Source organism: Paenarthrobacter sp. NPDC091711 (assembly GCF_044756605.1).
Lineage (GTDB): Bacteria > Actinomycetota > Actinomycetes > Actinomycetales > Micrococcaceae > Arthrobacter.
In genome coordinates this window covers 60,516-86,641 of record NZ_JBIVTF010000015.1, presented here as the reverse complement: position 1 = coordinate 86,641, position 26,126 = coordinate 60,516, and the positions used below count along the sequence as shown (strand labels likewise).

Sequence of the window (26,126 nt, the reverse complement as noted above, 5' to 3'; positions counted from 1 at the left end):
TATACTGGTAAGCGTGCTTTCTGGACTGGTAATCGTTGACAAACCGCAGGGATGGACCAGCCATGATGTGGTTGGCCGGATGCGGCGGCTGGCTGGTACCCGGAAAGTGGGCCACGCGGGAACGCTGGATCCCATGGCCACCGGCGTGCTGGTGCTGGGGATTAATAAGGCAACGCGCCTGCTGACCTACATCGTGGGCACGTCCAAGACCTACACCGCCACCATCAGGTTGGGCGAGACCACCATCACCGACGACGCCGAAGGTGAGGTCACCGAAGCCCGTAGCGCCGCTGAGGTTACGGACCACGCCGTCACTGCCGGCGTAGCCGCGCTGACCGGGCCCATTCAGCAGGTCCCCAGCAGCGTGAGCGCCATCAAAGTCAACGGCGAACGCTCCTACGCCCGCGTCCGCTCTGGTGAAGAGGTCAAGCTCGCGGCCCGCCCGGTCACCATCCACCGCTTTGATATCCACTCCATCACCAGGATCGACGGCGGCAGGGTAATTGACGTCGACGTCACCGTGGAATGTTCGTCCGGCACGTATATCCGGGCCTTGGCACGGGACCTGGGCAACGCGCTCGACGTCGGGGGACACCTGACAGCCCTGCGCAGGACCCACGTTGGCCCTTATTCCCTTGATCAGGCCCGCACACTGGAAGAACTGGCAGAAGAGCTCGAGGTTCTGGACATGTCCTTGGCGGCACGCTCCCTGATGCCCAACCGGGAACTAAGCGAGGACGAAACCACAGAGATCTCCTTCGGCCGCCGGATCGCTGCCGGACCGGGAGCAGGAACCCCGAACGCCGCCACGGCAGAGAATCCCGCCGCAGCGTTCGCGCCGTCGGGGGAGCTCGTGGCACTGTTGGCAGATACCGGCAGTTTTGCAAAACCCGTGCTGGTCTTTGCGCCTGGAACCGGGACGGGTCAGGCGAAATAGGCATGGACGGATACTTTTACGCCATCCTCATCGTCGGATTGGTGTCCACCATCATGTGCATCGTGGCCGGTTTGATGAAGAAAGCCCCTAACGACCCCACCATCTTCTCGGTACTCGCTGTTGAACTGGCCCTGGTGGTGTACCTGGTGGGCTCGATCGTCCGGGTGGCCATGGGTGAACAGATGGCAGGTGAAGCCTGGGAGTTCTGGGGCTACCTCATTGTTGCCATGATGATCCCGTTAGGGGCCGTCTATTGGGCCATCCTTGAACGAACCCACTGGAGTAACTTCGTCCTTGCCGCGGTAGGCGTTACGGCGCTGGTGATGGCCGCCCGCATGAATCAGATCTGGTACTGACCTTGAAAGAAGAACACAACGTGACTGGAACCGAGACCAACCCGGCTAACCGGCAGCCGCAGCCCAAGGACACCCGGAACACCGGTCCTGGACGCTTGCTGATTGCGGTCTACGCCATCTTCGCGTTGTCGGCGACGGCACGTGCCGGGTACCAGATCGCCACCAAGTTCGCCGAAGCGCCGTTGGCACACATCCTCTCGGCCTTCGCCGCCGTCGTCTATATCGTGGCCACCATTTCGCTGGCGAAGCCCGGCCGGACCTGGTTCAAGGTTTCCGTGGCCGCTGTGCTCACTGAGCTTGTTGGTGTGCTGGTGGTAGGAGCGATCAGCCTCTTTGATCCCGTTGCGTTCCCGCACGACACTGTGTGGTCCCTGTTCGGACGCGGTTACGGCTTTGTCCCGTTGGTCCTGCCGGTCCTGGGCCTTCTGTGGCTCAACAAGCGCCGACCGTCCTGAGTCAAACACCCTAGCGGGTAACCTTAGAATGTTCCGGTGCCGGGAGGTTGCCGGGCGGAACGAACATCTGCAGTAAAAGGCGAGGTTGATGGTCCACATCTGGAACGATCCCACTGAAGTCCCCAAGGACTTCGGACCTACTGTCGTTACCATCGGGAACTTTGACGGTGTCCACCGGGGCCATCAGCACGTCCTGGCGCAAGTGACCGGCACGGCCAAGCGGCACAACATCCCGTCGGTGGCCGTGACCTTCGATCCCCATCCCGCCCAGGTGCACAGGCCGGATTCTGCTCCGGAGCTGATCATGGGGCTTCAGGACAAGCTCGAAGCGCTCGGCCACACCGGAGTGGATGCCGTGCTGGTGATGAAGTACACCCTGGACCTCGCCGCGATGACCCCGCTGGAGTTTGTCCGTGAAATTCTCGTTGAGGGTCTGCACGCCGCGCACCTCGTAGTAGGTCACGACCTCCGCTTCGGCGCGGGCAATTCAGGCGACGTCGTCACCATGCAGGAGCTGGGCGCTCAGCTCGACTTCGGGGTGCAGGTTGTCAACGAATACGGTGCGGGAGGCTTCCCCGTCCACGACGACGGCGACACCGACCGCCGCTGTTCCTCCACCTGGGTGCGGGAGGCCTTGAGTGAAGGCGACGTGGTGACTGCTGCTGCAGTATTGGGCCGCCCCCACAGGATGCGTGGGGAAGTGGTGCACGGAGCTGCCCGCGGGCGGGATCTCGGCTTCCCCACAGCGAACCTTTCCCACGATTCCACCGGATATGTGCCGGCGGATGGCATTTATGCGGGGTGGCTGATCGATCAGGCCGGCACGCGCTGGCCCGCCGCCATTTCCGTTGGTTCCAACCCCACCTTTGACGGCGTCAGCCGGCAGGTGGAGGCCCACGTGATCGATCGCCCCGAAGAGAACGTGGAAGACTTCGACCTCTACGGGCAAAACGTTGCCGTCGAATTTACGCAGCGGCTTCGTGGCATGGTGGCCTACCGTGGGCCGGAGGCGTTGGTCGAACAAATGTGCCTGGACGTAGCCCAAGCGCACGAGCTGTTGACCCGGCGCCAGGGGCATTTCGACAACACTGCTGACGTGCCGGTAAACTGATAACTGGATCCGGCTGCAGTCCGTGGCGGCTGGACCTGTTTTTGTGTGCGGCAACGCACCAAAGGCAACCCGGCAGCGAGGCGCTGCACCGGGAGGCACGGCACAACTCTAGGAGTTCACGTGGCACTTGACGCCGCTGTAAAGCAGTCCATCATCAAGGAATACGCAACCTCTGAAGGCGACACCGGTTCGCCCGAGGTTCAGGTTGCAGTCCTGACTCAGCGGATCAAGGATCTGACTGAGCACATGAAGGAGCACAAGCACGACTTCCACACCCAGCGCGGTCTGCTGGCCATGGTTGGTCGTCGCAAGCGCATGCTTTCCTACCTGAAGAACACTGACATCGCCCGCTACCGTGCGCTCATCGAGCGTCTCGGCCTGCGCCGCTAGTCTGCCTTTAGGGGCGGCCCGCTCCTTTCCGGAACGGGCCGCCTTCTTCACCAACAACTAAAAACAGGAATCAACCGCATCGCGCATTCGCGGTCCTCGGTAGTGATTCCCGGGAGAACCATCTGTGATGATGGCGCCCGTGGATCTCGATCGATGACCGGGTGTAGTACAGGCCAGGAAAAAAGAAGAGGCCTGGGTTGATGTGGCGGACTTCCGCTAACAGAAACGGAGGTGACTCTCTATGGAGGGTCCCGAAATCCAGTTCTCCGAAGCCATTATTGACAACGGACGTTTCGGCAAGCGAGTCATTCGCTTCGAAACCGGCCGTCTTGCCAAGCAGGCAGCCGGCGCGTCGATGGTTTACATCGACGAAGACACCGCACTGCTCTCGGCAACCACCGCAGGCAAGCAGCCGCGCGAAGGGTTCGACTTCTTCCCGCTGACGGTTGATGTTGAAGAGCGTATGTACGCTGCCGGCCGTATCCCGGGTTCATTCTTCCGCCGTGAAGGCCGTCCCTCCACGGAAGCCATCCTGGCTTGCCGCCTGATGGACCGCCCGCTGCGCCCCGCCTTCGTGAAGGGCCTGCGCAACGAGGTCCAGATCGTCGTCACCGTTCTGGCGATCAACCCCGATGAGCTTTACGACGTCGTCGCCATCAACGCGTCCTCGATGTCCACGCAGCTTTCCGGCCTCCCGTTCTCCGGCCCGATCGGTGGCGTCCGCGTCGCCCTCATCGCCGACGAACAGGGCTCACAGTGGGTTGCTTTCCCCAAGCATTCCCAGCTTGAGAACGCCGTCTTCAACATGGTTGTAGCCGGCCGCATCACCGGTGACGACGTCGCCATCATGATGGTTGAAGCCGAAGCCACGGACAACTCCTGGAACCTCATCAAGGAACAGGGCGCCACGGCTCCCACCGAAGAAGTTGTTTCCGAGGGCCTCGAGGCTGCCAAGCCGTTCATCAAGGCACTCTGTGAAGCACAGGCAGACCTGGCAGCACGCGCCGCCAAGCCCACTGTCGAGTTCCCGGTATTCCTTGACTACCAGGACGACGTCTACGCCGCTGTTGAAGCCGCAGCTGCTGACAAGCTGGCAGCTGTCTTCCAGATCGCTGACAAGCAGGACCGCGACACCGCATCCGACGAGCTCAAGGACGAAGTCCTGGGCGCACTTGCCGGCCAGTTCGAAGGCCGCGAGAAGGAACTGTCCGCAGCGTTCCGCTCGGTCACCAAGCAGGTTGTGCGCCAGCGCATCCTGAAGGACCAGATCCGCATCGACGGCCGTGGCCTGACGGACATCCGCCAGCTCACCGCCGAGGTAGAGGTTCTTCCCCGCGTCCACGGTTCGGCCATCTTCGAGCGCGGCGAGACCCAGATCATGGGTGTCACCACGCTGAACATGCTCAAGATGGAGCAGCAGATCGACTCGTTGTCGCCGGTGACGCGCAAGCGCTACATGCACAACTACAACTTCCCGCCGTACTCCACCGGTGAGACCGGCCGCGTCGGTTCCCCGAAGCGCCGCGAAATCGGCCACGGTGCTCTCGCCGAGCGCGCCCTGGTTCCGGTTCTGCCTACCCGTGAAGAGTTCCCGTACGCCATCCGCCAGGTATCCGAGGCGCTCAGCTCCAACGGTTCCACGTCCATGGGTTCGGTCTGTGCTTCGACCCTTTCCATGCTCAACGCCGGTGTGCCGCTGAAGGCCGCTGTTGCCGGTATCGCCATGGGCTTGGTTTCCGACCAGGTTGACGGCCAGACCCGCTACGCAGCGCTGACCGACATCCTCGGCGCCGAAGACGCCTTCGGCGACATGGACTTCAAGGTTGCCGGTACGTCCGAGTTCGTTACGGCCATCCAGCTGGACACCAAGCTCGACGGCATCCCCGCTTCCGTGCTGGCAGCAGCACTTAAGCAGGCCCGCGAAGCCCGCCTCCACATCCTCGAGGTCATCAACGCAGCGATCGACACGCCGGATGAGCTCTCCGAGTTCGCCCCGCGCGTCATCGCCGTCAAGATCCCCGTGGACAAGATCGGCGAGGTCATTGGCCCCAAGGGCAAGATGATCAACCAGATCCAGGAAGACACGGGCGCGGACATCTCCATCGAAGATGACGGCACTGTCTACATCGGCGCCACCAACGGTCCGTCTGCCGACGCAGCACGTTCCGCCATCAACGCCATCGCCAACCCGCAGGTACCGGAAATCGGTGAGCGCTACCTGGGTACGGTCGTCAAGACCACTGCCTTCGGTGCTTTCGTTTCCCTCACCCCGGGCAAGGACGGCCTGCTGCACATCTCCGAACTCCGCAAGCTGGCCAACGGCAAGCGCGTGGACAACGTTGATGACGTCGTTTCCGTCGGCCAGAAGGTCCAGGTCGAGATCACCAAGATCGACGACCGCGGAAAGCTCTCCCTCTCCCCGGTTGTTGCCGAGGAAGAAGGCGCAGCCTCAGAGGACGCTCCGGCCGAGGCCGCTGAAGAGTCCGCAGAGTAGTCTGTAAGCATTACACCCGGTAGGGCCGGTGGGCTTGAAAGAGCTCCACCGGCCCTTCCGGCCTTAACCCTAAAACCTGAAAGGCCTTGATGACTGTCGTACCCTTGCCGCTGGTGCAAACCCTTCCCGGTGGCGAATTGATCCATGGTGCCGAGGGCGGTTCCGTCGTACGGCGCTCGGTCCTTCCCGGCGGCGTGCGCGTCCTGACCGAGGCTATGCCCGGCCAGCGTTCGGCCACCATTGGTTTCTGGGTGGCAGTGGGTTCGCGCGATGAAGCGGACGGCCAGCACGGTTCAACACACTTCCTTGAGCACCTGCTGTTCAAGGGCACCAAAAGGCGCACGGCCCTGGAGATCGCGTCCGCTTTTGACGAGGTGGGCGGCGAATCCAATGCGGCTACAGCCAAGGAAAGCACCTGCTACTTCGCCCGTGTCCTGGACACGGACCTCCCCATGGCCATTGATGTCATCGCCGACATGATCACGGGAGCGGTCCTTGACCCGGCCGAACTGGAGCAGGAACGCGACGTCATCCTTGAGGAAATCGCCATGGACAGCGACGACCCCACGGACGTCGCCCACGAGAAATTCGTAGCAGCGGTCCTCGGCGACCACCCGCTGGCACGCCCCATTGGCGGAACACCCGATGCCATCAAAGCAGTGGCAAGGGATTCAGTGTGGTCGCACTATCAGCGCTATTACCGCCCGGAGGAACTGGTCATCACCGCTGCCGGCGGGCTTGATCACGACGTCGTCTGCGAACTCGTGCTGGATGCCCTGAGGGCTGCCGGCTGGCAGCTCGATGCGGAAGCTGCGCCAGTAGACCGCCGGGGTACCGGACGCGCAGTCATCACGGGCACCTCGGGCCTGCATGTGGTCAAGCGTCCTGTGGAGCAAGCCAACATCATCATGGGTTGCCCCACGATCGTGGCTACCGACGACCGCCGCTTTGTCATGAGTGTGCTTAACGCCGTACTGGGCGGTGGCATGTCCTCGCGCCTGTTCCAGGAGATCCGTGAAAAGCGCGGGCTGGTGTACTCCACGTACTCGTTCACTGCAGCGTATGCGGACGCCGGGTACTTTGGGATGTACGCCGGATGCACGCCTTCCAAGGTCCGCCAGGTGTTGGAACTCCTGGGCCTTGAACTGGATAAGCTGGCCAAGGAAGGCATCACTGACGAAGAGCTCCGAAAAGCTGTGGGTCAGCTCAGCGGTGGCATTGTCCTTGCTCTTGAGGACACGGGCTCGCGGATGTCGCGGCTTGGCCGGGCGGAATTGGTGTCCGGGGAGTTCCAGGACATTGACGAGACCTTGGCCCGCATCAAGGCGGTTACGGTGGAGGACGTTCAAGACCTGGCCCGCGAACTCGCAGCGGCGCCCCGCACCATCACTGTTGTTGGTCCCTTCGAGGAAACCGAGACTTTCGGCCTTTAGGTTCCAGTCCGGAATCTCTGGACTCCCGCACTGTCAACAGGGCAGCATGATCTCACGATGATGCTGCCCTGACTACATTGGAGACCTGATGGATGTGCCCCCAGGCGGCCATGCCGCGGAGATGCTGCGGGAGTTCCTGGGCCATTGGCGGGGCATCACGGAGCTCGCCGCGTCACCGTGGGGACCTGCGCGGACTGCTGAGGCCGAAGCGGTGTTTACCAAGGCTGCGGGTGGATACGCAGTGGTTCAGAGTTACCGGCACCGCGAAGCCGACGGCACGCATTTCGAAGGCCATGGAATGTTCACCGTTGATCGGGACCATGGTGACACGCTGTGGTACTACGTTGACAGCCTGGGACGGCCGCCGGCCAGCCCGGTTCGCGGGACCTGGCATGCAGGTACGTTGACTCTGGACAGGAGAACTGCCGACGGCGTGGCCCGGCATTCGTTCCGGGTTGAGGACGACGTTCTGGTGCACACTGCAGACCTGAGGCTCGAAGGAACGGCCGGGTACAGCCCGTTGCTGAAGAGCGTGTTCAGGAAAGCCTGAGTTTCAGCCGCCGGCGAATGGCGGCAGGACGTCAATCACGTCATCGTTTCCCAGGGGAACCGTGCGATCCCGCACGGCCACCTCGTTGCGGAGGAAACTGCTGCGCGCCACGATCCTGGCGAGCGTCGGGGTACCTTCGGGAGGCACTGGACGTTCGACGGCGAGTGCCGCTTCCAGCAGCGCCTCAAGGCTGGTGCCTTCCGGCAGGACGTGACGTTCTTCTTCGACCCCGGCGGCCGCGCGCGCGGCAGCGAAGTAACGGACAAGCAAGGGCTCAGCCTCCGATTGCGCTCATGCTGCGGTCCGGCTGGACGAAGTCCGCTGCGCCGAGACCGGTGTGGTCCATGCCGTGGGCCTTGGGCTTGACCCACATGGCATCTTGCCACCGCGATGCCAGTTCGTCGTCCGTGGCGCCTCCACGAAGGAGTCCCAGGAGATCGAATTCTTCGCGGGAGAAAAGGCAGCTCATGATCTTGCCCTCCGCAGTGATGCGGGTGCGGCGACAATCGGAGCAGAACGGCTCCGTGACCGAGGCGATGATGCCGACTGTACCGAGGACCGGACCGGTGGCATCCCCTGTTGCCGTGTCACGGCGTCGTACTTCAAAGCGTTCGGCCGGGGCGCCGTCCCTCTCGCGGGGGTCCGTGCCCAGCACGAAGTCGCGGGAGAGCAGTTCTCGAATCTCGGCGGCCGTGATCATGTTTCGGCGCGTCCACCCGTGGTCTGCGTCCAGGGGCATTTGCTCGATGAAGCGGAGTTCGTAGCCACGGCCCAGTGCCCACGCCAGAAGATCCGGCGATTCGGCGTCGTTAATGCCGCGCATGAGTACCGCGTTCAGTTTCACCGGGCCCAACCCGGCTGCCCAAGCGGCATCGACGCCGGCCAGGACGCGGTCCAGGAAGGGACGCCGGGTGAGTTTTGTGAAGGTCTCCTCGTGGAGGGAATCGAGCGAGACGTTGATCCGGGTGAGGCCGGCGGCCTTCAGGGCTGCAGCCTTCTTATCCAGCCCCACGCCGTTGGTGGTCATGGAGATGGGGAGGTCCGGGTGATCGGACCGGAGACCGGAAATAATGTCTACCAAGTCGGCGCGCACCAAAGGCTCACCGCCGGTGAGCCGGAGCTCCCGTACACCCAGGGAGTTCACGCCGATGCGGACGATGCGGACTATTTCGTCCTTGGTCATCACGGCTTGCTTCGAGAGCCAGTCCAGTCCCTCGGCAGGCATGCAGTAGGTGCAGCGCAGGTTGCACTTGTCCGTCAGGGACAGCCGCATATCCGTTGCACGTCTGCCATAGCGGTCCCACAGCCCTGTGGGCGTGCCTGCTGGACGTGGAGGCGGACTTGCCACGCCGCTTTCCGTGCTGCCCGTGGCGCCGCCCGAAGGGGGCACCGGCATGCCTAGCTGAACACTCATAAATTCAGGCTACGCCACCGTGGCTGGATCAGTGACACCAGTTACAGTCACAGAGTTCCTGCGGCACATAAGTTCTTACGGATTCCATACACTTGTGTCCTTGGGGCCGGGATCGGGTGCTGCCTACAGCCAGCAAACCTATGCTGAAAGCGTGACCACAAATTCGGCAGCATCAGCGGAGCCCGGGAATCGTAGGATCCTGCTGGTAGAGGATGAGCAGACCATTGCTGACGTCGTCCGTGACTACCTGCTCAAGGCGGGATTCCAGGTGGATATGGCGGGGGATGGTTTTACCGCCCTTGAGCTTGCCGCGTCCCGGCAACCCGATCTTGTGATCCTGGACCGTATGCTCCCGGGACTGGACGGTGTTGAGGTCTGCCGCCGGCTCCGTCAAAGCATGAGCGTGCCGGTCATCATGGTCACTGCTCTGGGAACCGAGGACGACCGGATTCTGGGCTTGGAGATGGGTGCGGACGACTACGTCACCAAACCCTTTTCCCCACGGGAACTGGTCCTCCGGGTGAAGTCGGTATTGCGCCGGAGTATCAAGGAGTTCACTCCGGAGCCGCCCGTGGAGGCTGCGGGACTCGAACTTGATCCTGCCTCCCGGACTGTGACGCACCGCGGAGTTCCCTTAGCGTTGACGGTCCGCGAGTTCGACCTCCTGGCCTTCCTGATGCGAAGGCCCCACCAGGTCTTCAGCAGGGAAGAACTCATCAAAGCCGTGTGGGGCTGGGACTTCGGTGACCTGTCCACAGTCACGGTCCACGTCCGGCGCCTGCGGGAGAAGATCGAAGCCAATCCCACCAAACCCGAACTGCTCAAGACTGTTTGGGGTGTTGGCTACCGCTTCGATGGCAAGCGGTCCGAGACGGGCAATGTGCGCCCCGGCAGTGGAGAGGGCAGCTATGGAAGGCAGTGAGCTGTGGACCATCCTGGCGTGGGTCCTGTTCTGGGCCGTTCTCATCGGGGTCGCCACCTGGGTGCTTCTCAGGCTGCTTCGCCGGGCTTCGGTACTCGCCCAGATCTGTTTGATAGTGGTGGCCACGGTTGCGGTGCTGGTGGCAGGAATGGTCAGTGCTTTCAACGCGATGTTCATTTCCGCGAGGGACCTCGAAGTCATGTGGTACATCCTGGCCACTGCATCGGCTGTAGCCGTGGCGTTGTCCCTGATGCTGGGGGCCGGCGTCTCCAGGAACGCGGCCCGCCTGGTGGACGCGGCCCGACGCCTTGGGCGCGGCGAAACCTTGGAACACACCGATGCAGAGGGCCGGGGGAGCGCCCCCGCCATGACGTCCGAACTCGCCGAGCTGGCCCAGGAACTTGAGGCCAGCAGCCGGAGCCTGGCCGAATCGCGTCGCCGTGAAGCCGCCATTGAGACGGCCCGCCGCGAGCTGGTGTCATGGATATCCCATGACCTCCGGACACCCTTGGCCAGCATGCGCGCCATGACCGAAGCCCTTGAAGACGGAATGGCATCAGATGTGCAGGGCTACTACCGGAAGATCATCGGGCAAACAGAGCAGATGACCGCCATGGTCAACGACCTCTTGGAACTGTCCAAGATCCAGGCGGGCACTCTCCGCCTGCGGGCTGAACCGCTGGACCTCTATGACCTCGTCAGCGATGCAATCTCGGACTTGTCGCCGCTGGCGGCCCAACGCGGCATCAGGCTCGAGGGCGGCGGGGACCGGCAGTGCATGGCAGTTGCCGACGGGCCCAGCCTTGCCCGGGCCGTACGGAACATACTGCTCAACGCCATCATCTACAGCAGGCCGGACAGCGACGTCCACATCAGCGTGGGACGGGGCGGAGTGGGCGGAGGTGGCGTGGTACCGGACGGCGTCGCGCTCTCCGGCGGAAACGCCGTGATCGCCGTCGAAGATCGTTGCGGCGGCATCCCTGAAGAAGATCTCCCGCACTTGTTCGAAACGGGCTGGCAGAAAGACCCCGCCCGCCGCACCACCGAAGAGCTTCACGGCAGCTATAGCGGTGCCGGCATCGGCCTCAGCATGGTGGCGGGCATCGTCAAGGCACACGGGGGTTCGGTGAGCGTGGACAACGTCGACGGCGGGTGCCGCTTTGCGTTGTCACTTCCGGCCGGGGCGCCCCCACCGGAGTCATTGATGGCCCCGGGGACATCAATGACTCCCACCCAACAACCCATCAACAGTGATAACCGCCCTGGAGGCATCTCATGAGTACGCTCGCGCCCGGTACAACCCAGCATCGGCGCACTCTGGGCAAGCCTGCGCTGTGGGCCGCAGCCGCCGGCGTGGCAGCCGGCGCTGCCGGGATCGCGGCCGGTGAACTGACAGCCGGTCTCCTGAGCCCGCTGGTCTCGCCCGTTACGGCCCTTGGTGGCGCGGTGATCGATGCCGTGCCGCCGGGAGTCAAGGATCTGGCAGTGCAGTTATTCGGCACCGCTGACAAGATCGTGCTGGTGGCCTGCATCGTGGGCGTCGCTGGAATTCTGGCTGCGCTTGCTGGTGTCCTGGAACGTCGCCGCCCCGGTTGGGGCCTGGCACTGGCCGGACTGGCTGGCGCGGCGGGACTGACCGCCGTCGTAACCCGGGCCCAAACCAGCCCGCAAGCAGCCCTTGCACCGATCGTCGCCGCGGTGGTCACCATGATGCTGCTGCGGATGCTCGTGCGACGACTCGCCACCTGGGCACCGTCGAACGAAGCCCAGGGGCCTGAGCGGGCGCCACTGGCCCGGCGAAGTTTCCTGAACGCCTTGGCCGGGACTTCGCTTGCCGCCGTCGTGGCCGGAACGGTCACCGCCGTCCTCACCAGGGCCACAGCAGTTGCCTCAGGTTTCCGGGGCTCCATGACGCTCCCTGAACCCGCTACGCCGGCACAATCCATCCCGGCAGGGGCTTCCCTGTCCGTGGAAGGCATCAGTCCTTTGGTTACCCCGAATGCGGACTTCTACAGAATAGATACCGCTTTGACGGTGCCTGCCATTGATCCCCCTGCCTGGAGGCTGAAGGTCACCGGCATGGTGGAACGCGAGGTGGACATCGACTTTGCCACGCTCCTCGCCAAGCCCATGACGGAGCGCCACATCACCATCGCCTGTGTGTCCAACAACGTAGGTGGCGACCTCATTGGAAACGCCCTCTGGCTGGGCTGGCCCGTCCGGGAACTGCTGGCCATGGCAGGACCCAAAGCCGGTGCGGACATGGTCCTGTCCACCAGCAACGACGGCTGGACAGCCAGCACTCCTCTGGAGGCCCTCACCGATGACCGTGACGCACTCTTGGCCGTCGGCATGAACGGTGAGCCGCTCCCGCTCGAACACGGATTCCCCGTCCGGATGATCGTGCCAGGACTCTACGGCTTCGTCTCCGCCACTAAATGGTTGACGGAACTGAAAGTCACACGCTTCGCTGACGACACCGCGTACTGGACGCCCAGGGGCTGGAGTGATCACGGACCAGTCAAGACCCAATCACGGATGGATGTACCCCGCAGCGGCCGCAGCGTCCAAGCGGGCATGGTGCAATTCGGCGGTGTTGCGTGGGCCCAGCACAGGGGCATCAACCGCGTGGAGCTCCGCGTCAATCGCGGACCATGGCAGCAGGCAACGCTCGCCGGCGCGATCTCCACAGATACCTGGTATCAGTGGCAGCTGGGCATCGACCTCACCCCAGGCGACTACGAAGTCCAGGTCCGGGCCACCGACTCCACCGGTGTTCCACAAACCGAAGACAAAGCACCGGTAGCTCCGGACGGGGCCACCGGCTATCACACCATCAACGTCAAAGTGAGCTGAGGCCCTAGTCTGGGTATGTCCGGAGAATTCACCGGAAGCCAGCGTGTCCACACAGGAGGATGTCCGTGCCCACATCTGTTGCAGCCCACCGCCAGGCAGTGGTGGAACTGCTGACCGGCGTCCTTGCGGGCAAAGGAACCATCACGCTACCCATGCTGGATGCACTGGGCAAGGCGCTCGCCGTGGACGTTTACGCGCCACTTTCCCTGCCCCCGTTCGCCAACTCCCAAATGGACGGATTCGCCGTCCGCTCAGCAGATATCCCCGACGGCGGCGCGGAGCTCCGGGTAGCGGCGCCGGTTCCGGCAGGTGCCGCACCGGCGGCACTTAAGCCCGGCTTCGCCGCCCCCATCATGACCGGGGCCATGATCCCCGAGGGGGCCGACGCCGTCGTACCCATTGAAAAGGCGACGCCGAACACTTTCCCGGACCCTGCCGCAGAAGAAGCTGTTGTGGAACTACCTCCGGTGCCGCCCGGCACGTATATCCGGGACAGCGGCAGCGACATCGGCAAGGGTACGTTGGCGCTGGCCGCCGGTACCCGGATGGGACCGGCTCAACTGGGCTTGCTGGCAGCCTTGGGCTTGACCACCGTTGACGTCCGGCGTCCGTGCCGCGTCCTCCTGGTCACCACCGGAGATGAGGTGGTGGAACCGGGGGCCGAACTCACGTCCGGCAAGATTTTCGACTCCAACGGAACATTGCTCGAAGCGTCCATGCGGCAAGCCGGCCTCGAGGTGGTTCGCACCGGGATTTCCGACGACGAGCCCTCCACGCTGCTGACAGTCCTCCGCCACCACACCGGGCCGGCGGACAGTCGCGTGGATCTCATCGTCACCACCGGGGGAGTGAGCAAGGGCGCCTACGAAGTGGTCCGGCAGGCCATGGCTGATCAGCCGGTGGATTTCCTCCCGGTGGCCATGCAGCCGGGTGGACCCCAGGGACTGGGCACCTTTGAGGGTGTTCCCTTCCTCGGCTTTCCGGGAAACCCTGTCAGCTGCCTGGTCTCCTTCGAGATGTTTCTCCGGCCGGCCCTTTCGCTGGTCCTGGGAACCCCGGCGCCGCGACAGGTGCTCAGGGCACGCCTGGCCGAACCGCTGACCTCGCCGGAAGGCAAGCATCAGGTCCGTCGGGGGACCGTGGACGCTAATGGATCGGTCCGGATGGAGGGCGGGGCAGGTTCGCACCTGGTCCATTCCTTGGCAAGGGCCAACGCACTGGTACAGATTCCCGGCGACGTCACGGAACTCGCCGAAGGGGACGAAGTGGAAGTATGGATGCTGTGAACCACACTTCCGAAAATTCCGGTGGCCTGACCCACCTCAGGCAGGACGGCACCGCGCAGATGGTGGACGTCTCTCAAAAAGCCGTCACTACACGTGTCGCGACTGCCACGGCCACTGTCCGCAGCACGCCCGCGGTGCTGGCCCTGTTGGGTGCCGGCGAGCTGCCCAAGGGCGATGCCCTCGCCGTGGCGCGCGTCGCAGGGATCATGGCGGCAAAGAAGACCCCCGATCTGATTCCGTTGTGCCATCCGTTGCCGATCTCCAAGGTCACTGTGGACTTTGAGCTGGGCACCGACTCGATTGGCATCCTGGCAACCGTCAAGACCAAAGGCGTGACCGGCGTCGAAATGGAAGCCCTGACGGCGGCCTCCGTTGCGGCCTTGAGCGTCTACGACATGATCAAGGCCGTGGACAAGCATGCCGTGCTGACCGATATTCGGGTCTTGGCCAAGAGCGGCGGAAAAAGCGGGGACTGGGACGTCTCTGGAGTATCGACGCCACGTGAGGCCGGCGCGTGAGTGCGTGCGAGCCGAACACGTCGCGGAAGGCCGGCGTTGTGATCGCGTCAACCCGCGCAGCTGCAGGAGTCTACGCCGACGAGACAGGTCCGATCATCCTCGATTGGCTCAGCGAGCACGGCTTCGATACGTTCCCCGCCATGGTGGTGCCGGACGGTGAGCCTGTTGGAGCTGCCCTGAGAGCACTCCTGACACAGGAACCCGCCGTGATTGTCACCAGCGGAGGAACGGGCCTTAGCCCGGATGACCGCACGCCCGAAATGACCCTGCCGCTCCTGGAACGTGAGATTCCGGGCATCATGGAGGGCATTCGGCGCGCCGGTGCTGCCAAAACCCCCATGGCCATGCTGAGCCGAGGCCACGCCGGGGCGGCCGGCAGCACGTTCATCATCAACCTGCCCGGATCCCCGAAAGGCGTCATGGACGGATTGGCTGTCCTGGACCCTTTGATCGGGCATCTCTGTGAGCAATTGGAAGGAAACCATGGGCACTGAAACAAACTTTGAAGTGATCAGCGCTGTTCTCAGCGCCGAGCCCATTTCCGTGGACCAAGCCATCGCGGCTGTTGAATCGGACACAGCGGGTGCGGTTGTCAGCTTTAGCGGCGTTGTCCGAAATCACGACGGCGGCAAGGCCGTGGACCGGCTGAGCTACAGTGCCCATCCCACCGCGCATCAGGTGATGTCAGACGTTGTGGCGCAATTGGTGGCCGAGCACTCCGGAGAAGCTGCCCAACCTGTGCGGATCTGGGCAGCGCACCGGATCGGCATGCTGGAGATCGGGGACCCCGCCCTGGTGTGTGCGGTTGCTGCTGCCCACCGCGGTCAGGCGTTTGCTGTGTGCGCCGAGCTCGTGGACCGGGTCAAAGAGCAGGTCCCCATTTGGAAGGAACAGTTCTTCACGGACGGCACTGTGGAATGGGTGGGAGCAGGGGAGTAGGCCGGAGTAACGGTTCCTGCCGGGCTCCGGGCCGGCGGTAGGGTTAACGGCATGACCGAACAACTTGCTGTTGCAGTGCTGGGCGCCCACGGGCGCATGGGAATGGAAGCCGTTAAGGCTGTTGACGCAGCCGAAGACATGAAGCTGGTGGCCGCTTTGGGTCGCGGCGATTCCTTGGAGAAACTGCTCGACGCCGGTGCACAGTACGTTGTTGACCTGACCGTTCCGGACACCACCGAAACCAACGTCCGGTTCGCCGTCGAGCACGGGATCCACGCCGTGGTAGGTACCACTGGCTGGGATGCCCAACGCCTTGAATCCTTGCGTAGCCTCCTGGAGCAGAATCCGGCCACCGGTGTCCTGATCGCGCCGAACTTCGCCCTTGGTTCGGTGCTCGCGTCCGCCTTCGCGGCGAAGGCTTCGCAATACTTCGAGTCCGTGGAAATCATCGAACTGCACCACCCCAACAAGGTTGATGCTCCCTCCGGCACCGCTGTGCGCACAGCGCAGCTGATCGCCGAAGCCCGCCAGGATGCCGGTGTCCCGGCGAGCCCGGATGCCACTGAAACAGCCTTGGACGGTGCCCGGGGCTGCGATGTGGACGGTGTCCGTGTACACAGTGTTCGCCTCCGCGGCCTGGTGGCCCACCAGGAAGTGCTTTTCGGTGGCCCCGGCGAGCAGCTGACGTTGCGGCACGACTCCTTCGACCGCGCCTCCTTCATGCCGGGTGTCCTGCTGGGACTCCGCAAAGTTGCAGCCAACCCCGGCCTCACCGTGGGCTTGGATGGCTACCTGGACTTGGGGCTCTAAGACCATGGGTAATTTCTGGACTTCGCTCAAGAAAAACCGCACCAAAATCTGGGTAGGGGCCATTACCTTGCTGTTGGTGCTGTACCTGGTGGTTTCCGTACAGCGCTCGTTCCTTTTGCTCGGCGACCCCAACCTGGTTGCCAAGGGGATCGGAGCGGCCTATTTGGTCCTGCCGGTGGTTGGTGCGTGGGCGCTCATCCGTGAGCTGCTCTTTGGCGCCCGGACCGAGCAAATGGCCAAGGTCCTGGAGGCCGAGGGCGGCTTGCCGGTAGACGACCTTCCACGCACTCCGGGCGGCCGCATAGTCCGCGCGGCAGCTGACGCCGAGTTTGAGAAGTACCGCGTCGAGGCCGAGGCTGCTCCCGGGGATTGGCGCTCCTGGTTCCGCCTGAGCTGCGCCTATGACGCCTCAGGGGACCGCAAGCGTGCCCGCGCTGCCATGCGTGACGCCGTGAAACTTTTCCGTTCTCAGCCCACCGCCGCAGGCCGGTGACCGGCCAGGCGTGATGCAGTGTGGGCTACCCATTCCAGGGGGCCACGGCGATGGAGCACGGCAAAGAGGACCCCGATGGCAACGGCAGTGAGTGCTTGGGCCCAGTACATGCCTTCGTCAGTCCACCCGGAAGGCAGGGGCTGGTTGGTGAAGCCGGACACCACCCAGACGTGGGCAGAGTAGAGGCTTAAGGTCATGGCCCCCGGCCCGCTCAACAGGACCAGGAAATTGACCTTGATCCGTTCCGCCAGGGTGCCCAGCAGCAAGAACAAACCCACTACCGCCGCAGCAACGCCGCCGCTGTGCAGGAGGTCCAAGGTGGTCCCGGCGTGCGGGGCTGCCGTGGCCAGCCACCACCAGGAGCCCGTTTGTTCCAAGCCGGTGACGTTCACCTGAAGCATGCTTTCCAACGGATATCCCCGGGTGCCCGGGAGGACTGACAACGCGGTCCGTCCGCCCCACACCTCCATGGCCAGGATCCCGACCACCTTTGCGAGGCCGGCTACGGCAATCCCGCAACTCACCAGCAGCAGCTGAACTCTCGCCGTCGTCAGCGCCATACGGCCGATGACCAGGCCGATCAGCAGGTACGAGATCCACTGGAACACGGGGTAATAGCCGGTAAAGAAGAGGTCGCCGAGGAGGCGGGCCGGGGTCCCCAGATCCTCCCAGTTGGGGTTGTGGCCCAACGCCAGCGGAGGGGTGGAATCCAGCAGGAGGGGGCGGACAAGGTAGGCCAACAATGGGGATAGCAGGACCCACCCGAGCGCCCAGAAGCAGAGTGCCTTGAGCCGGAGGCCGAGGAACGGCAGGATGCACAGGAACAGGACTGCATAGTGAACCAGGATGATGGCAACGTTGACGTCAAGGCCTCCCAGCATCAGCCCGACGACGGCAATCACCAGGGCGCGCATGGCAACTCCCCGCCGGGCAGCCCACAGGTCCGCGCCGCTGCGGGGCTCCTGCTTGCCTGTGCTGAGCGCCAGTCCGATGCCAGCCAGCACCGCGAAGAGGGCTGCCGAACGGCCTGAGAAGACCAGCCCTACAAACGTTGGTTCCCACTGCGGGGAAGGACCGAACGTCGGCATCAAGTGGGTGGACATCATTCCCAGTAATGCCGCACCCCTGGCGGCATCGACTCCTGTGAGCCGCGAGGAGGCCGTGCGTTTACCGGGGGCTTTCCGCGGTGGCGCCGTCTCTTGCGAAGTCATGCAGCGATCGTCTCATAATCAACCGGGCGCTGACGGTAGAGTTCCATGACATGGAATCCGTGAACGCCCAATGGGCCGGTGCTTTCGAGGTGGTCCACGACGCCGATGGCTGGCAGCAGTTCAGACGCCTTGACTCGGCGCTGTTCATGCCTCCAGCTACAGATGGGCTGGAGGAACGTGCCAGGATGTGCGCCGGAATCCACGCGACATGGACGGCAACATCGGGGCGTCTGGTGATCGAAGCCGAAGGCCCGAAGGATGGATCTCCCTTCGACGTCCTGGTTAACGGAGTCCTCCGGCATCGGGTCCCAGGGGCCGGACGCGTCAGCCATGACCTTGACCTTGGTGATATGCCGCCTCACTCCAAAGTCCAGTTGTGGCTGCCGCAGTATGGTTTCCTGAGGGTGCTGGAGGTTTCCGTGAAAGGCCAGGACGTAGAGGTTGCCGCGGAAACCGGTAAGAGGTGGATCGCCTACGGAAGTTCCATCACCCAGTGCCGCACAGCACATGGTCCCTCCGAGGCGTGGCCGGCGTTGGTGGCCAGGGAACTCGGCTGGCGATTGCAGTCGCTGGGCTTCGGCGGCGAATGCCAACTGGACCCTGCAGCGGAGAGCACCATCTCCCAACTTCCGGCAGATGTTATTTCCCTGTGCCTGGGCATCAACAGCTACAACGTCGCCGCCTTCTCGGGAAGGACGTTCGCGAGCCAGGTCCTTGGTTTTATCACCACTGTCCGCCGGGCACATCCGGGCGTGCCTATCGCGGTCATTTCTCCCGTGGTGTCAGTTCCCCGTGAAGATGTGCCCAACTCTGCGGGCTGGACGCTCGCTGACTACAGGAAGGCAGTAGCCGACGTTGTCCGGACGGTCCGCGAACGCGGGGATGCATGCGTTCACCTGCTCGATGGTGCCAGCGTCTTCACGCCGGAGGAGGCCGTTGCTTTGATGCCCGATACGTTGCATCCCAACAACGAGGGCTACCGGCTGATGGCTGAGAGGCTGGGGCCGCGCCTGGCAGCGGTAGCCTCTGGCTGACCCGCTGGCTGGACAACCACCCCTTGTCTTCGAATATATGTTCGAATAACATTGCTGCATGAGCGATGATCCCAAACCGCCTGAAGGCCTCCAAGGACCCATGAAGGCGATGAGCCCCGGCGTGGTCGATTTCCTTTTCAGGCAACTCGTTGCCGGCGAACCTCCCGAAGACACCCAGTGGCACCGCGAAGGTACTGCACTGGCTGACCAGGTGCCGGGTGCCGAACTCGCCCGCCGGTTAGCGGAAACGGACTTGGCATCGCTGACACCCCTGGAACTCTTTGAGTATGTTCGCGCTTCCCAACGCCTGGTGGCATGGGCGGAGCAACTCAAGGAGCGGGCCGTGGCGCACTATTGTGCGGAGGAGCCGGTGCGGGCACCCAAACCAGCGTGATGGTCGCCGATTAGGATGGCAGCGTGACCTACACATCGGAAGCGCCGCAAAGCCGCTTCCACACACCATCAGGCGAAGAAACGCGGACCCCGGCCGATCTGCTGGCCGCCGTCGTGCAGTACGAAGCACTACCTGCTGAATCCGTGGGGGAGGCTGTCGCAGCAAACGTCTCAGCCCACGTTGGGTTAGTGGAGCGTGCCCGGGCGGAAGGGGCGCGCTTGGTGCTGTTCCCCGAGCTCTCGCTGACAGGCTATGAACTGAGTGCGCTTGCCGCAGCCGAATCGCCAGGTCATCCAAGTCCCTGGCTGACGGACCATGATGCAAGGTTGCAGCCTCTTCAGGACGTTTGCGCCCGAACCGAAACAACGGCAGTCGTGGGGGCGCCGTGGCGGGAGGCAGACCTAACGCCCCGGTTGGCTTCTCTCGTCATCGGGCCTGACGGGACAACTCGTCCCGTTTTCAAGACCCACCTGCACGGAGCGGAAGCCGAGCTGTTCGTTGCCGGCGCGGGACCCGGCATGATCACTGTCGACGGCTGGCGGATAGCGCTCGCAGTCTGCGCCGACGCCGCGTATCCCTCACACGCTGCGGCCGCGGCGGAGGCCCAAGCGGACGTGTACGCAGTTTCCGCGCTGTACACGCAGGGTGAGGAGCTCCGCCTTGGTCTTCATCTGGGTGCCCGATCAATGGACCACAGGTTGTTCGGGCTCCTGGCAAACCTGGGTGGAGAAACTCCGCTGGGCACCTCGTGCGGGCTCAGCGGTGCGTGGGGCCCGGATGGGGCATCGATGGTCCACGTGGAAGGCGTCGGAACGGAAATTGTCATGGCAAAGTTGGAGCGGTCACGCCTCGATCACTACAGATAGCCACGGTGAATGAGGACCATCAGGCGGGACCCATTATTCCAACAAGCCTGTCACAGGGTAACGTTTTTCATATGTCTGACTTGCGCGCTAACGTTCCCGCCCTTGGTACCCTCCTGACCGCCATGGTCACCCCGTTCACTGAGGACGGCAAGGTGGACTATGACCAAGCCGCAGCGCTGGCAGAAAAGCTCGTACAAGATGGTTGCGATGGACTCGTGGTCACCGGTACCACTGGAGAGACCTCAACCCTGACGGACGACGAGAACCTTGGTATGTTCCGGGCAGTCAAAGAGGCTGTTGGTGGCAAGGCCGCCATCATCGCCGGGACCGGCACCAACGACACCGCCCACTCCGTGCACCTCTCGCAGCGCGCGGCGGAAGTCGGCGTCGATGGCCTCCTGATCGTCACCCCTTACTACAACAAGCCCAGCCAGGCGGGCGTTCGTGCACACTTTGAGACGATTGCGTCGGCCACGGATCTGCCCGTCATGCTCTACGACATTCCGGGCCGATCCTCCATTGCAATCGCTCCTGAGACCATGATTGCGCTGGCGAAGCACCAGAACATCGTGGCGGTAAAAGATGCCAAAGCGGACTTTGCAGCCGCTACGCGCGTGATGGCTGAGACGGACCTGGTCTTCTACTCCGGTGATGACGGATTGACCCTGCAGTGGATGGCGCTCGGCGCCGTCGGCCTGGTGGGCGTCACCACCCACGTAGCCACGCGCCGCTTCCGTGAGCTGATCGACGCCGTCAACGCCAGCGACCTCGCCACGGCCAGGGCCATCAATTTTGAACTGGAACCCGTTATTCGTGCAACCATGACGCGGGTCCAAGGCGCAGTAGCCGCCAAGCAGATTCTCAAGTGGCAGGGAGTCCTGCCCAACTCGGTTGTCCGTTTGCCCCTCGTGGAGCCGGACGCGACCGAGATCGAAATCATCCGCGGGGATTTGGCGGAAGCCGGAATGGACTTCGACGTCCAGGACGGTTCCGCCGGAAAGTAGCAAAACATGACCCAAACCGCCCTTCCCGGACTGGTTACTCCGCCGAAACTGCCCAAAGGCACGCTGCGGATTGTCCCGCTCGGTGGACTGGGAGAGATTGGCCGCAACATGGCGGTCTTCGAAATCGACGGCAAACTGCTGGTGGTTGACTGCGGCGTGCTCTTTCCCGAAGAGACCCAGCCCGGCGTCGACCTGATCCTGCCTGATTTCTCCTACATCGAGGACCGGCTGCAGGACATCGTAGGCGTCGTACTGACCCATGGTCACGAGGACCATATTGGTGCGGTTCCCTACCTCCTCCGCCTCAAGGCTGACATCCCTCTGATCGGATCCCAGCTGACTCTTGCCCTGGTGGAGGCCAAGCTCCAAGAACACCGGATCAAGCCGTACACGCTGACCGTCACGGAGGGGCAGGTGGAGCAGTTCGGCCCGTTCGAGTGCGAATTCGTGGCTGTCAACCACTCCATTCCGGATGCCCTGGCAGTATTCATCCGCACTGAAGGCGGAAATGTCCTTCACACGGGTGACTTCAAGATGGATCAGCTGCCTTTGGATGGCCGCATCACGGACCTCCGGCACTTCGCCCGCTTGGGCGAAGAGGGCGTGGACCTGTTCATGGCAGACTCCACCAACGCTGACGTGCCTGGATTCACCACAGCCGAGAAAGAAATCGGCCCCACCCTGGACCGGTTGTTCGGCCAGGCCAGGAAGCGCATCATCGTGGCTTCGTTCTCGTCCCACGTCCACCGTGTCCAGCAGGTGCTCGATGCCGCTGCCAAGCACCAGCGCAAGGTGGCCTTCGTAGGCCGTTCGATGGTCCGCAACATGGCCATCGCTGCAAAGCTCGGGTACCTGGATGTTCCGGAAGGCATCCTGGTGGACATCAAGAACATCGACAACATGCCGGACGACCGCGTAGTCCTCATGTCCACTGGTTCGCAGGGTGAGCCGATGGCAGCGCTCTCCCGGATGGCCAACGGTGACCACCGGGTGATCGTCGGCAAGGGCGATACCGTCATCCTGGCCTCCAGCCTCATCCCGGGCAACGAGAACGCCGTTTTCCGCATCATCAACGGCCTCCTGAAACTCGGCGCAGACGTGATCCACAAGGGCACTGCCAAAGTCCACGTGTCCGGGCATGCGGCCGCTGGTGAACTGCTCTATTGCTACAACATCCTCGAGCCCCTCAATGCCATGCCTGTCCACGGTGAAACGCGCCACCTGATCGCCAACGGCAACATTGCGCTTGAATCGGGCGTTCCGTCCGAGGGCATCATCCTGAGCGATAACGGCACAGTCATCGACCTCAAGGACCATAAAGCAAAAGTGGTGGGTCAGGTGGAAGTGGGCTTTGTCTACGTGGACGGTTCCAGCGTGGGTGAGATTACCGACGCCGACCTCAAGGATCGTCGTGTCCTGGGGGACGAGGGCTTCATTTCCGTTATCACGGTCATCAGCCGTACCACCGGCAAGATCGTGTCCGGCCCGGAGATCCACGCCCGTGGTGTAGCCGAGGATGATTCGGTGTTTGACGAGATCATCCCCAAGATCAACGCCGCGCTCGAAGAAGCTGTGCTTAATCACACAGACCACACCAACCACCAGCTCCAGCAGGTGGTTCGCAGGATCATTGGCACGTGGGTTAACCGCAAGCTGCGCCGCCGCCCGATGATCATTCCGGTGGTCCTGGAAGCGTAGCCGCCCAGCAACATGAATGCCCGAGGGGGCCTGAAATCCGCGGATTTCGGGCCCCTTTGCGGTACCGTGGCACTTATGGCGACCCGTACTACCTCCACGCCACGAGGCAGCTCCAGCACTAAATCCGGCGGCACAGGCCGGGGCTCCGCCGCGTCCAAAAACAGCGCAGCCACTGCCAAAAGCGGCAGGGGCAGCACTGCCCGCACCAAGCAAGCGGCCGCCGTCGAACCCCAAGCGCCGCTGCCGCTGCGCATGCTGTCAGGTTTCTGGCAGGGGATCGGACATGTAGTGGGCGCCGGTGTCCGGCGAATCGGCTACGACGTCAGCGACCTCGACCCCGCCGACCGCCGGGATGGTGCGGCCCTGTTCAATTTGGTGCTGGGCATCGGGATCGCCACCTTTGCCTGGTGGGGTTTGACCGGCTGGCTTCCGGACATGGTTTACAGCGTCGTCAATGGCACGTTCGGTTGGATGTCCCTCGTCCTGCCGTTCATGCTGTTCGTCTGCGCTTTCCGGCTCTTCCGCAAGCCACAGGACGGCCGGGGCAACAACCGGGTAGGCATCGGCTTCATGATCATGACCCTGGCTGGCTCCGGTTTGGCTCACGTCATCGGAGGTCTGCCCACGGTCGCGGACGGCTTCGATGGCTTGCGCAAGGCGGGCGGAATGCTGGGCTTCCTCGCGGCAGCTCCTTTGGCTGCAATCCACGCGGCTGTTCCGGTTGTTCTCTATGGATTGCTGGCTTTCGTCTCCCTGTTGATCGTCACAGCCACGCCCTTTGGTGCCATCCCCTCCCGCATCCTGGGCGCCTACGAGCACCTCATGGGCGTGGACCTCATGGACGAGTCCGGCAAGGACGCCCATGACCGCAGCTACCTCTACGAAAACGAGGCCGCCACCAAGCCCAAGAAGAAGAAACGCATGCGTTTCTTCGGCAAGGACGAGGAAACTGACACCAGTTTGGAGGGCTACGTCGGGGACGAGGCCTTCGAACACGCAATTGTGGACGACGACGAAAATCCAGATAAGTCTGCACCACGGGTTCCGCCGGGGGTGCGTCGTCCGACGCAGGCGGAAATCGCCGTCGGGAAGATCAAGGCAGCCCAGGGCCTGGGCGCCACCCCGGGAATCGAGAACCCCACAGAAGCCATCCCGATCCTTACCCCGGAGATGTCCGCACCTGCACCTCCCGTTGCGCAGGTCCCGGCGAAGCCTGCGGGAGCACCGCTCCCGCAGACGCCCATCCCGCAACGCACAGAGCAACTGTCTTTGGCAGGCGACGTTACTTACACCTTGCCGGCGTCGGACTACCTGACGCCAGGCTCCATCCCGAAGGAGCGCACGGAGGCGAATGACGCCGTCGTTGCCGCCCTGACGGACACCCTCACTCAGTTCAACGTGGAAGCCGCTGTGACGGGCTTCAGCCGTGGTCCTACTGTGACGCGCTATGAGATCGAACTGTCACCGGGTACCAAGGTGGAGCGCGTCACGGCCCTGTCCAAGAACATCTCCTATGCCGTGGCGTCGAGTGATGTGCGGATCCTGAGCCCCATCCCCGGCAAATCAGCCATCGGCATCGAGATCCCCAACACGGACCGCGAAACCGTGTCGCTTGGCGATGTTCTCCGGAGCCAGAATGCGCGCCGGACGGACCACCCCATGGTCATGGGTGTGGGCAAGGACGTCGAAGGTGGCTACGTTGTAGCCAACCTCGCCAAGATGCCCCACTTGCTCGTTGCCGGTGCCACCGGTGCTGGTAAGTCCAGCTTTGTGAACTCCATGATCACCTCCATCCTCATGCGCGCCACGCCGGATGAGGTACGGATGGTCATGGTGGATCCCAAGCGCGTGGAACTCACGGCCTACGAGGGCGTTCCGCACCTCATCACGCCCATCATCACCAACCCCAAGAAGGCCGCCGAGGCCCTTCAATGGGTGGTTCGTGAGATGGACGCCCGCTACGATGACCTCGCCAACTACGGCTACAAGCACATTGACGACTTCAACAAAGCGGTCAGGGCCGGCAAGGTTGTGCCGCCGGTGGACTCCAAGCGCATCATCAAGCCCTACCCGTACCTGCTGGTGATCGTGGACGAGCTCGCCGACCTCATGATGGTCGCACCACGCGACGTCGAAGACTCGATTGTCCGCATCACCCAGCTCGCACGTGCCGCCGGTATCCACTTGGTGCTGGCAACGCAGCGTCCATCCGTGGACGTTGTCACAGGCCTGATCAAAGCGAACGTTCCATCCCGTATGGCGTTTGCTACGTCGTCCGTCACGGACTCCCGTGTTGTGTTGGACCAGCCGGGCGCTGAAAAGCTGATCGGACAAGGCGACGCGCTGTTCCTTCCGATGGGTGCTTCCAAGGCCATGCGTGTTCAGGGTGCCTGGGTCACGGAATCCGAGATCCACAAGGTTGTGGAGCACGTCAAGGGGCAGCTGCAGGCCGTCTACCGCGACGACGTCGCTGCGGAGGCGCCCAAGAAGCAGATCGACGACGACATCGGAGACGACCTCGAGGTCCTGCTCCAGGCAACGGAGCTGGTGGTGACCACACAGTTCGGTTCAACCTCCATGCTGCAGCGAAAGTTGCGAGTGGGATTTGCCAAGGCCGGCCGTCTCATGGACTTGTTGGAATCCCGCGGAGTCGTGGGCCCCTCGGAGGGTTCCAAGGCCCGCGATGTCCTGGTCAAGCCTGATGACCTCGCTGCTGTCCTGGCCGCGATGAAGGGTCAGGAGTCACCCGCTGCGCCTGACGCCCACACCGCGGCCTTGAGCGACAACGCGAACTCCAACATCGCCGTCGGCGGTTATGCCGAAGACCTTGTCCAGGCGGACCTGGACAACCGGACGCAGGCCATCGAATATTACGACGGCGCTGACAGCCCGAATGATGACGAAGAGGGCGGCGAAGACGCTTGGTCGCTCACGGGAAGGTAGCCCAAAGAGGGT

General features: G+C 63.2%; 26 protein-coding genes. 23 read left to right on the top strand and 3 right to left on the bottom strand.

Translation table 11 applies throughout. From position 1 onward, the window contains the following. Positions 1-13: 13 nt before the first annotated feature. The 8 genes from truB (at position 14) to ACIQH5_RS18700 (ending at position 7,726) form a co-directional block, all read left to right on the top strand. Positions 14-937: a tRNA pseudouridine(55) synthase TruB gene (gene truB, locus ACIQH5_RS18735; protein WP_400406323.1), complete on the top strand. Its 924-nt coding sequence runs from the start codon at positions 14-16 to the stop codon at positions 935-937. A 2-nt stretch (positions 938-939) separates the two neighbouring features. Then, positions 940-1,293: a hypothetical protein gene (locus tag ACIQH5_RS18730; RefSeq protein WP_024820337.1), complete on the top strand. Its 354-nt coding sequence runs from the start codon at positions 940-942 to the stop codon at positions 1,291-1,293. 2 nt (positions 1,294-1,295) lie between these two features. Then, positions 1,296-1,748 (top strand): hypothetical protein, encoded by a 453-nt coding sequence (locus ACIQH5_RS18725; protein ID WP_400406320.1) that lies wholly within the window; start codon positions 1,296-1,298, stop codon positions 1,746-1,748. 88 nt (positions 1,749-1,836) lie between these two features. Then, positions 1,837-2,859: a bifunctional riboflavin kinase/FAD synthetase gene (locus ACIQH5_RS18720; RefSeq protein WP_400406317.1), complete on the top strand. Its 1,023-nt coding sequence runs from the start codon at positions 1,837-1,839 to the stop codon at positions 2,857-2,859. A gap of 120 nt (positions 2,860-2,979) precedes the next feature. Beyond that, positions 2,980-3,249 carry a 30S ribosomal protein S15 gene (rpsO, locus tag ACIQH5_RS18715; RefSeq protein ID WP_017198030.1) on the top strand — a complete coding sequence of 90 codons (270 nt, stop codon included), beginning with the start codon at positions 2,980-2,982 and terminating at the stop codon, positions 3,247-3,249. A 241-nt stretch (positions 3,250-3,490) separates the two neighbouring features. Then, a complete protein-coding gene (locus ACIQH5_RS18710) occupies positions 3,491-5,743 on the top strand; it encodes a polyribonucleotide nucleotidyltransferase (RefSeq protein WP_400406314.1) in 2,253 nt (750 codons plus the stop codon). A gap of 89 nt (positions 5,744-5,832) precedes the next feature. Further along, the gene (locus ACIQH5_RS18705; protein ID WP_400406312.1) at positions 5,833-7,176 is read left to right on the top strand and encodes a M16 family metallopeptidase; all 1,344 of its coding nucleotides are present in this window, start codon (positions 5,833-5,835) and stop codon (positions 7,174-7,176) included. 88 nt (positions 7,177-7,264) lie between these two features. Next, entirely contained in the window at positions 7,265-7,726 is a 462-nt protein-coding gene (locus tag ACIQH5_RS18700) for a DUF1579 family protein (RefSeq protein ID WP_400406310.1), read from the top strand. A gap of 3 nt (positions 7,727-7,729) precedes the next feature. On the opposite strand, the gene ACIQH5_RS18695 is transcribed toward ACIQH5_RS18700, so the two are convergent. Continuing rightward, complete coding sequence (locus ACIQH5_RS18695) at positions 7,730-7,996, bottom strand: MoaD/ThiS family protein (RefSeq protein ID WP_400406308.1); 267 nt, start codon at positions 7,994-7,996, stop codon at positions 7,730-7,732. Between the two features lie 4 nt (positions 7,997-8,000). After that, positions 8,001-9,140 (bottom strand): GTP 3',8-cyclase MoaA, encoded by a 1,140-nt coding sequence (moaA, locus tag ACIQH5_RS18690; protein ID WP_400406306.1) that lies wholly within the window; start codon positions 9,138-9,140, stop codon positions 8,001-8,003. A 151-nt stretch (positions 9,141-9,291) separates the two neighbouring features. Between moaA and ACIQH5_RS18685 the strand changes: the two genes are divergently transcribed. Genes ACIQH5_RS18685 through ACIQH5_RS18645 form a run of 9 tightly spaced genes read left to right on the top strand, consistent with a single transcriptional unit; the run spans position 9,292 to position 16,964 of the window. Further along, the gene (locus ACIQH5_RS18685; RefSeq protein WP_400406303.1) at positions 9,292-10,062 is read left to right on the top strand and encodes a response regulator transcription factor; all 771 of its coding nucleotides are present in this window, start codon (positions 9,292-9,294) and stop codon (positions 10,060-10,062) included. Beyond that, a complete protein-coding gene (locus ACIQH5_RS18680; RefSeq protein WP_400406301.1) occupies positions 10,049-11,341 on the top strand; it encodes a sensor histidine kinase in 1,293 nt (430 codons plus the stop codon). Before ACIQH5_RS18685 ends, ACIQH5_RS18680 begins: the two co-directional genes overlap by 14 nt. Continuing rightward, the gene (locus tag ACIQH5_RS18675; protein WP_400406299.1) at positions 11,338-12,918 is read left to right on the top strand and encodes a molybdopterin-dependent oxidoreductase; all 1,581 of its coding nucleotides are present in this window, start codon (positions 11,338-11,340) and stop codon (positions 12,916-12,918) included. The genes ACIQH5_RS18680 and ACIQH5_RS18675 overlap by 4 nt, the downstream gene beginning before the upstream one ends. Positions 12,919-12,977: 59 nt before the next feature. Continuing rightward, the gene (glp, locus tag ACIQH5_RS18670) at positions 12,978-14,204 is read left to right on the top strand and encodes a gephyrin-like molybdotransferase Glp (RefSeq protein WP_400406296.1); all 1,227 of its coding nucleotides are present in this window, start codon (positions 12,978-12,980) and stop codon (positions 14,202-14,204) included. Further along, positions 14,192-14,722, top strand: coding sequence for a cyclic pyranopterin monophosphate synthase MoaC (moaC, locus tag ACIQH5_RS18665; RefSeq protein WP_400406294.1), 531 nt, complete (start codon positions 14,192-14,194; stop codon positions 14,720-14,722). The genes glp and moaC overlap by 13 nt, the downstream gene beginning before the upstream one ends. Further along, positions 14,719-15,216, top strand: a complete 498-nt coding sequence (locus ACIQH5_RS18660; protein ID WP_400406292.1) for a molybdenum cofactor biosynthesis protein B — start codon at positions 14,719-14,721, stop codon at positions 15,214-15,216. Before moaC ends, ACIQH5_RS18660 begins: the two co-directional genes overlap by 4 nt. After that, complete coding sequence (locus tag ACIQH5_RS18655) at positions 15,206-15,661, top strand: molybdenum cofactor biosynthesis protein MoaE (RefSeq protein WP_400406289.1); 456 nt, start codon at positions 15,206-15,208, stop codon at positions 15,659-15,661. The genes ACIQH5_RS18660 and ACIQH5_RS18655 overlap by 11 nt, the downstream gene beginning before the upstream one ends. A gap of 51 nt (positions 15,662-15,712) precedes the next feature. Then, positions 15,713-16,471 carry a 4-hydroxy-tetrahydrodipicolinate reductase gene (gene dapB / locus ACIQH5_RS18650; RefSeq protein ID WP_400406286.1) on the top strand — a complete coding sequence of 253 codons (759 nt, stop codon included), beginning with the start codon at positions 15,713-15,715 and terminating at the stop codon, positions 16,469-16,471. A 4-nt stretch (positions 16,472-16,475) separates the two neighbouring features. Further along, positions 16,476-16,964, top strand: coding sequence for a hypothetical protein (locus tag ACIQH5_RS18645; RefSeq protein WP_062067603.1), 489 nt, complete (start codon positions 16,476-16,478; stop codon positions 16,962-16,964). Here the strand turns inward: ACIQH5_RS18645 and ACIQH5_RS18640 are convergent. Further along, a complete protein-coding gene (locus ACIQH5_RS18640) occupies positions 16,940-18,175 on the bottom strand; it encodes a heparan-alpha-glucosaminide N-acetyltransferase domain-containing protein (RefSeq protein WP_400406283.1) in 1,236 nt (411 codons plus the stop codon). The genes ACIQH5_RS18645 and ACIQH5_RS18640 overlap by 25 nt on opposite strands. 50 nt (positions 18,176-18,225) lie before the next feature. Between ACIQH5_RS18640 and ACIQH5_RS18635 the strand changes: the two genes are divergently transcribed. The 6 genes from ACIQH5_RS18635 to ACIQH5_RS18610 all read left to right on the top strand — a co-directional run bounded on the left by ACIQH5_RS18635 (position 18,226) and on the right by ACIQH5_RS18610 (position 26,114). Next, positions 18,226-19,209 carry a GDSL-type esterase/lipase family protein gene (locus tag ACIQH5_RS18635; RefSeq protein WP_400406280.1) on the top strand — a complete coding sequence of 328 codons (984 nt, stop codon included), beginning with the start codon at positions 18,226-18,228 and terminating at the stop codon, positions 19,207-19,209. Positions 19,210-19,267: 58 nt separating this feature from the next. After that, positions 19,268-19,603: a hypothetical protein gene (locus ACIQH5_RS18630; RefSeq protein WP_400406277.1), complete on the top strand. Its 336-nt coding sequence runs from the start codon at positions 19,268-19,270 to the stop codon at positions 19,601-19,603. 23 nt (positions 19,604-19,626) lie between these two features. Further along, positions 19,627-20,469: a carbon-nitrogen hydrolase family protein gene (locus ACIQH5_RS18625; protein WP_400406274.1), complete on the top strand. Its 843-nt coding sequence runs from the start codon at positions 19,627-19,629 to the stop codon at positions 20,467-20,469. A gap of 71 nt (positions 20,470-20,540) precedes the next feature. Then, entirely contained in the window at positions 20,541-21,473 is a 933-nt protein-coding gene (dapA, locus tag ACIQH5_RS18620; RefSeq protein ID WP_062067625.1) for a 4-hydroxy-tetrahydrodipicolinate synthase, read from the top strand. Positions 21,474-21,479: 6 nt separating this feature from the next. Continuing rightward, on the top strand, positions 21,480-23,171 hold the full coding sequence (locus ACIQH5_RS18615) for a ribonuclease J (protein WP_400406271.1): 1,692 nt from the start codon (positions 21,480-21,482) through the stop codon (positions 23,169-23,171). A gap of 75 nt (positions 23,172-23,246) precedes the next feature. Beyond that, the gene (locus ACIQH5_RS18610) at positions 23,247-26,114 is read left to right on the top strand and encodes a DNA translocase FtsK (RefSeq protein ID WP_400406269.1); all 2,868 of its coding nucleotides are present in this window, start codon (positions 23,247-23,249) and stop codon (positions 26,112-26,114) included. Positions 26,115-26,126 lie beyond the last annotated feature (12 nt).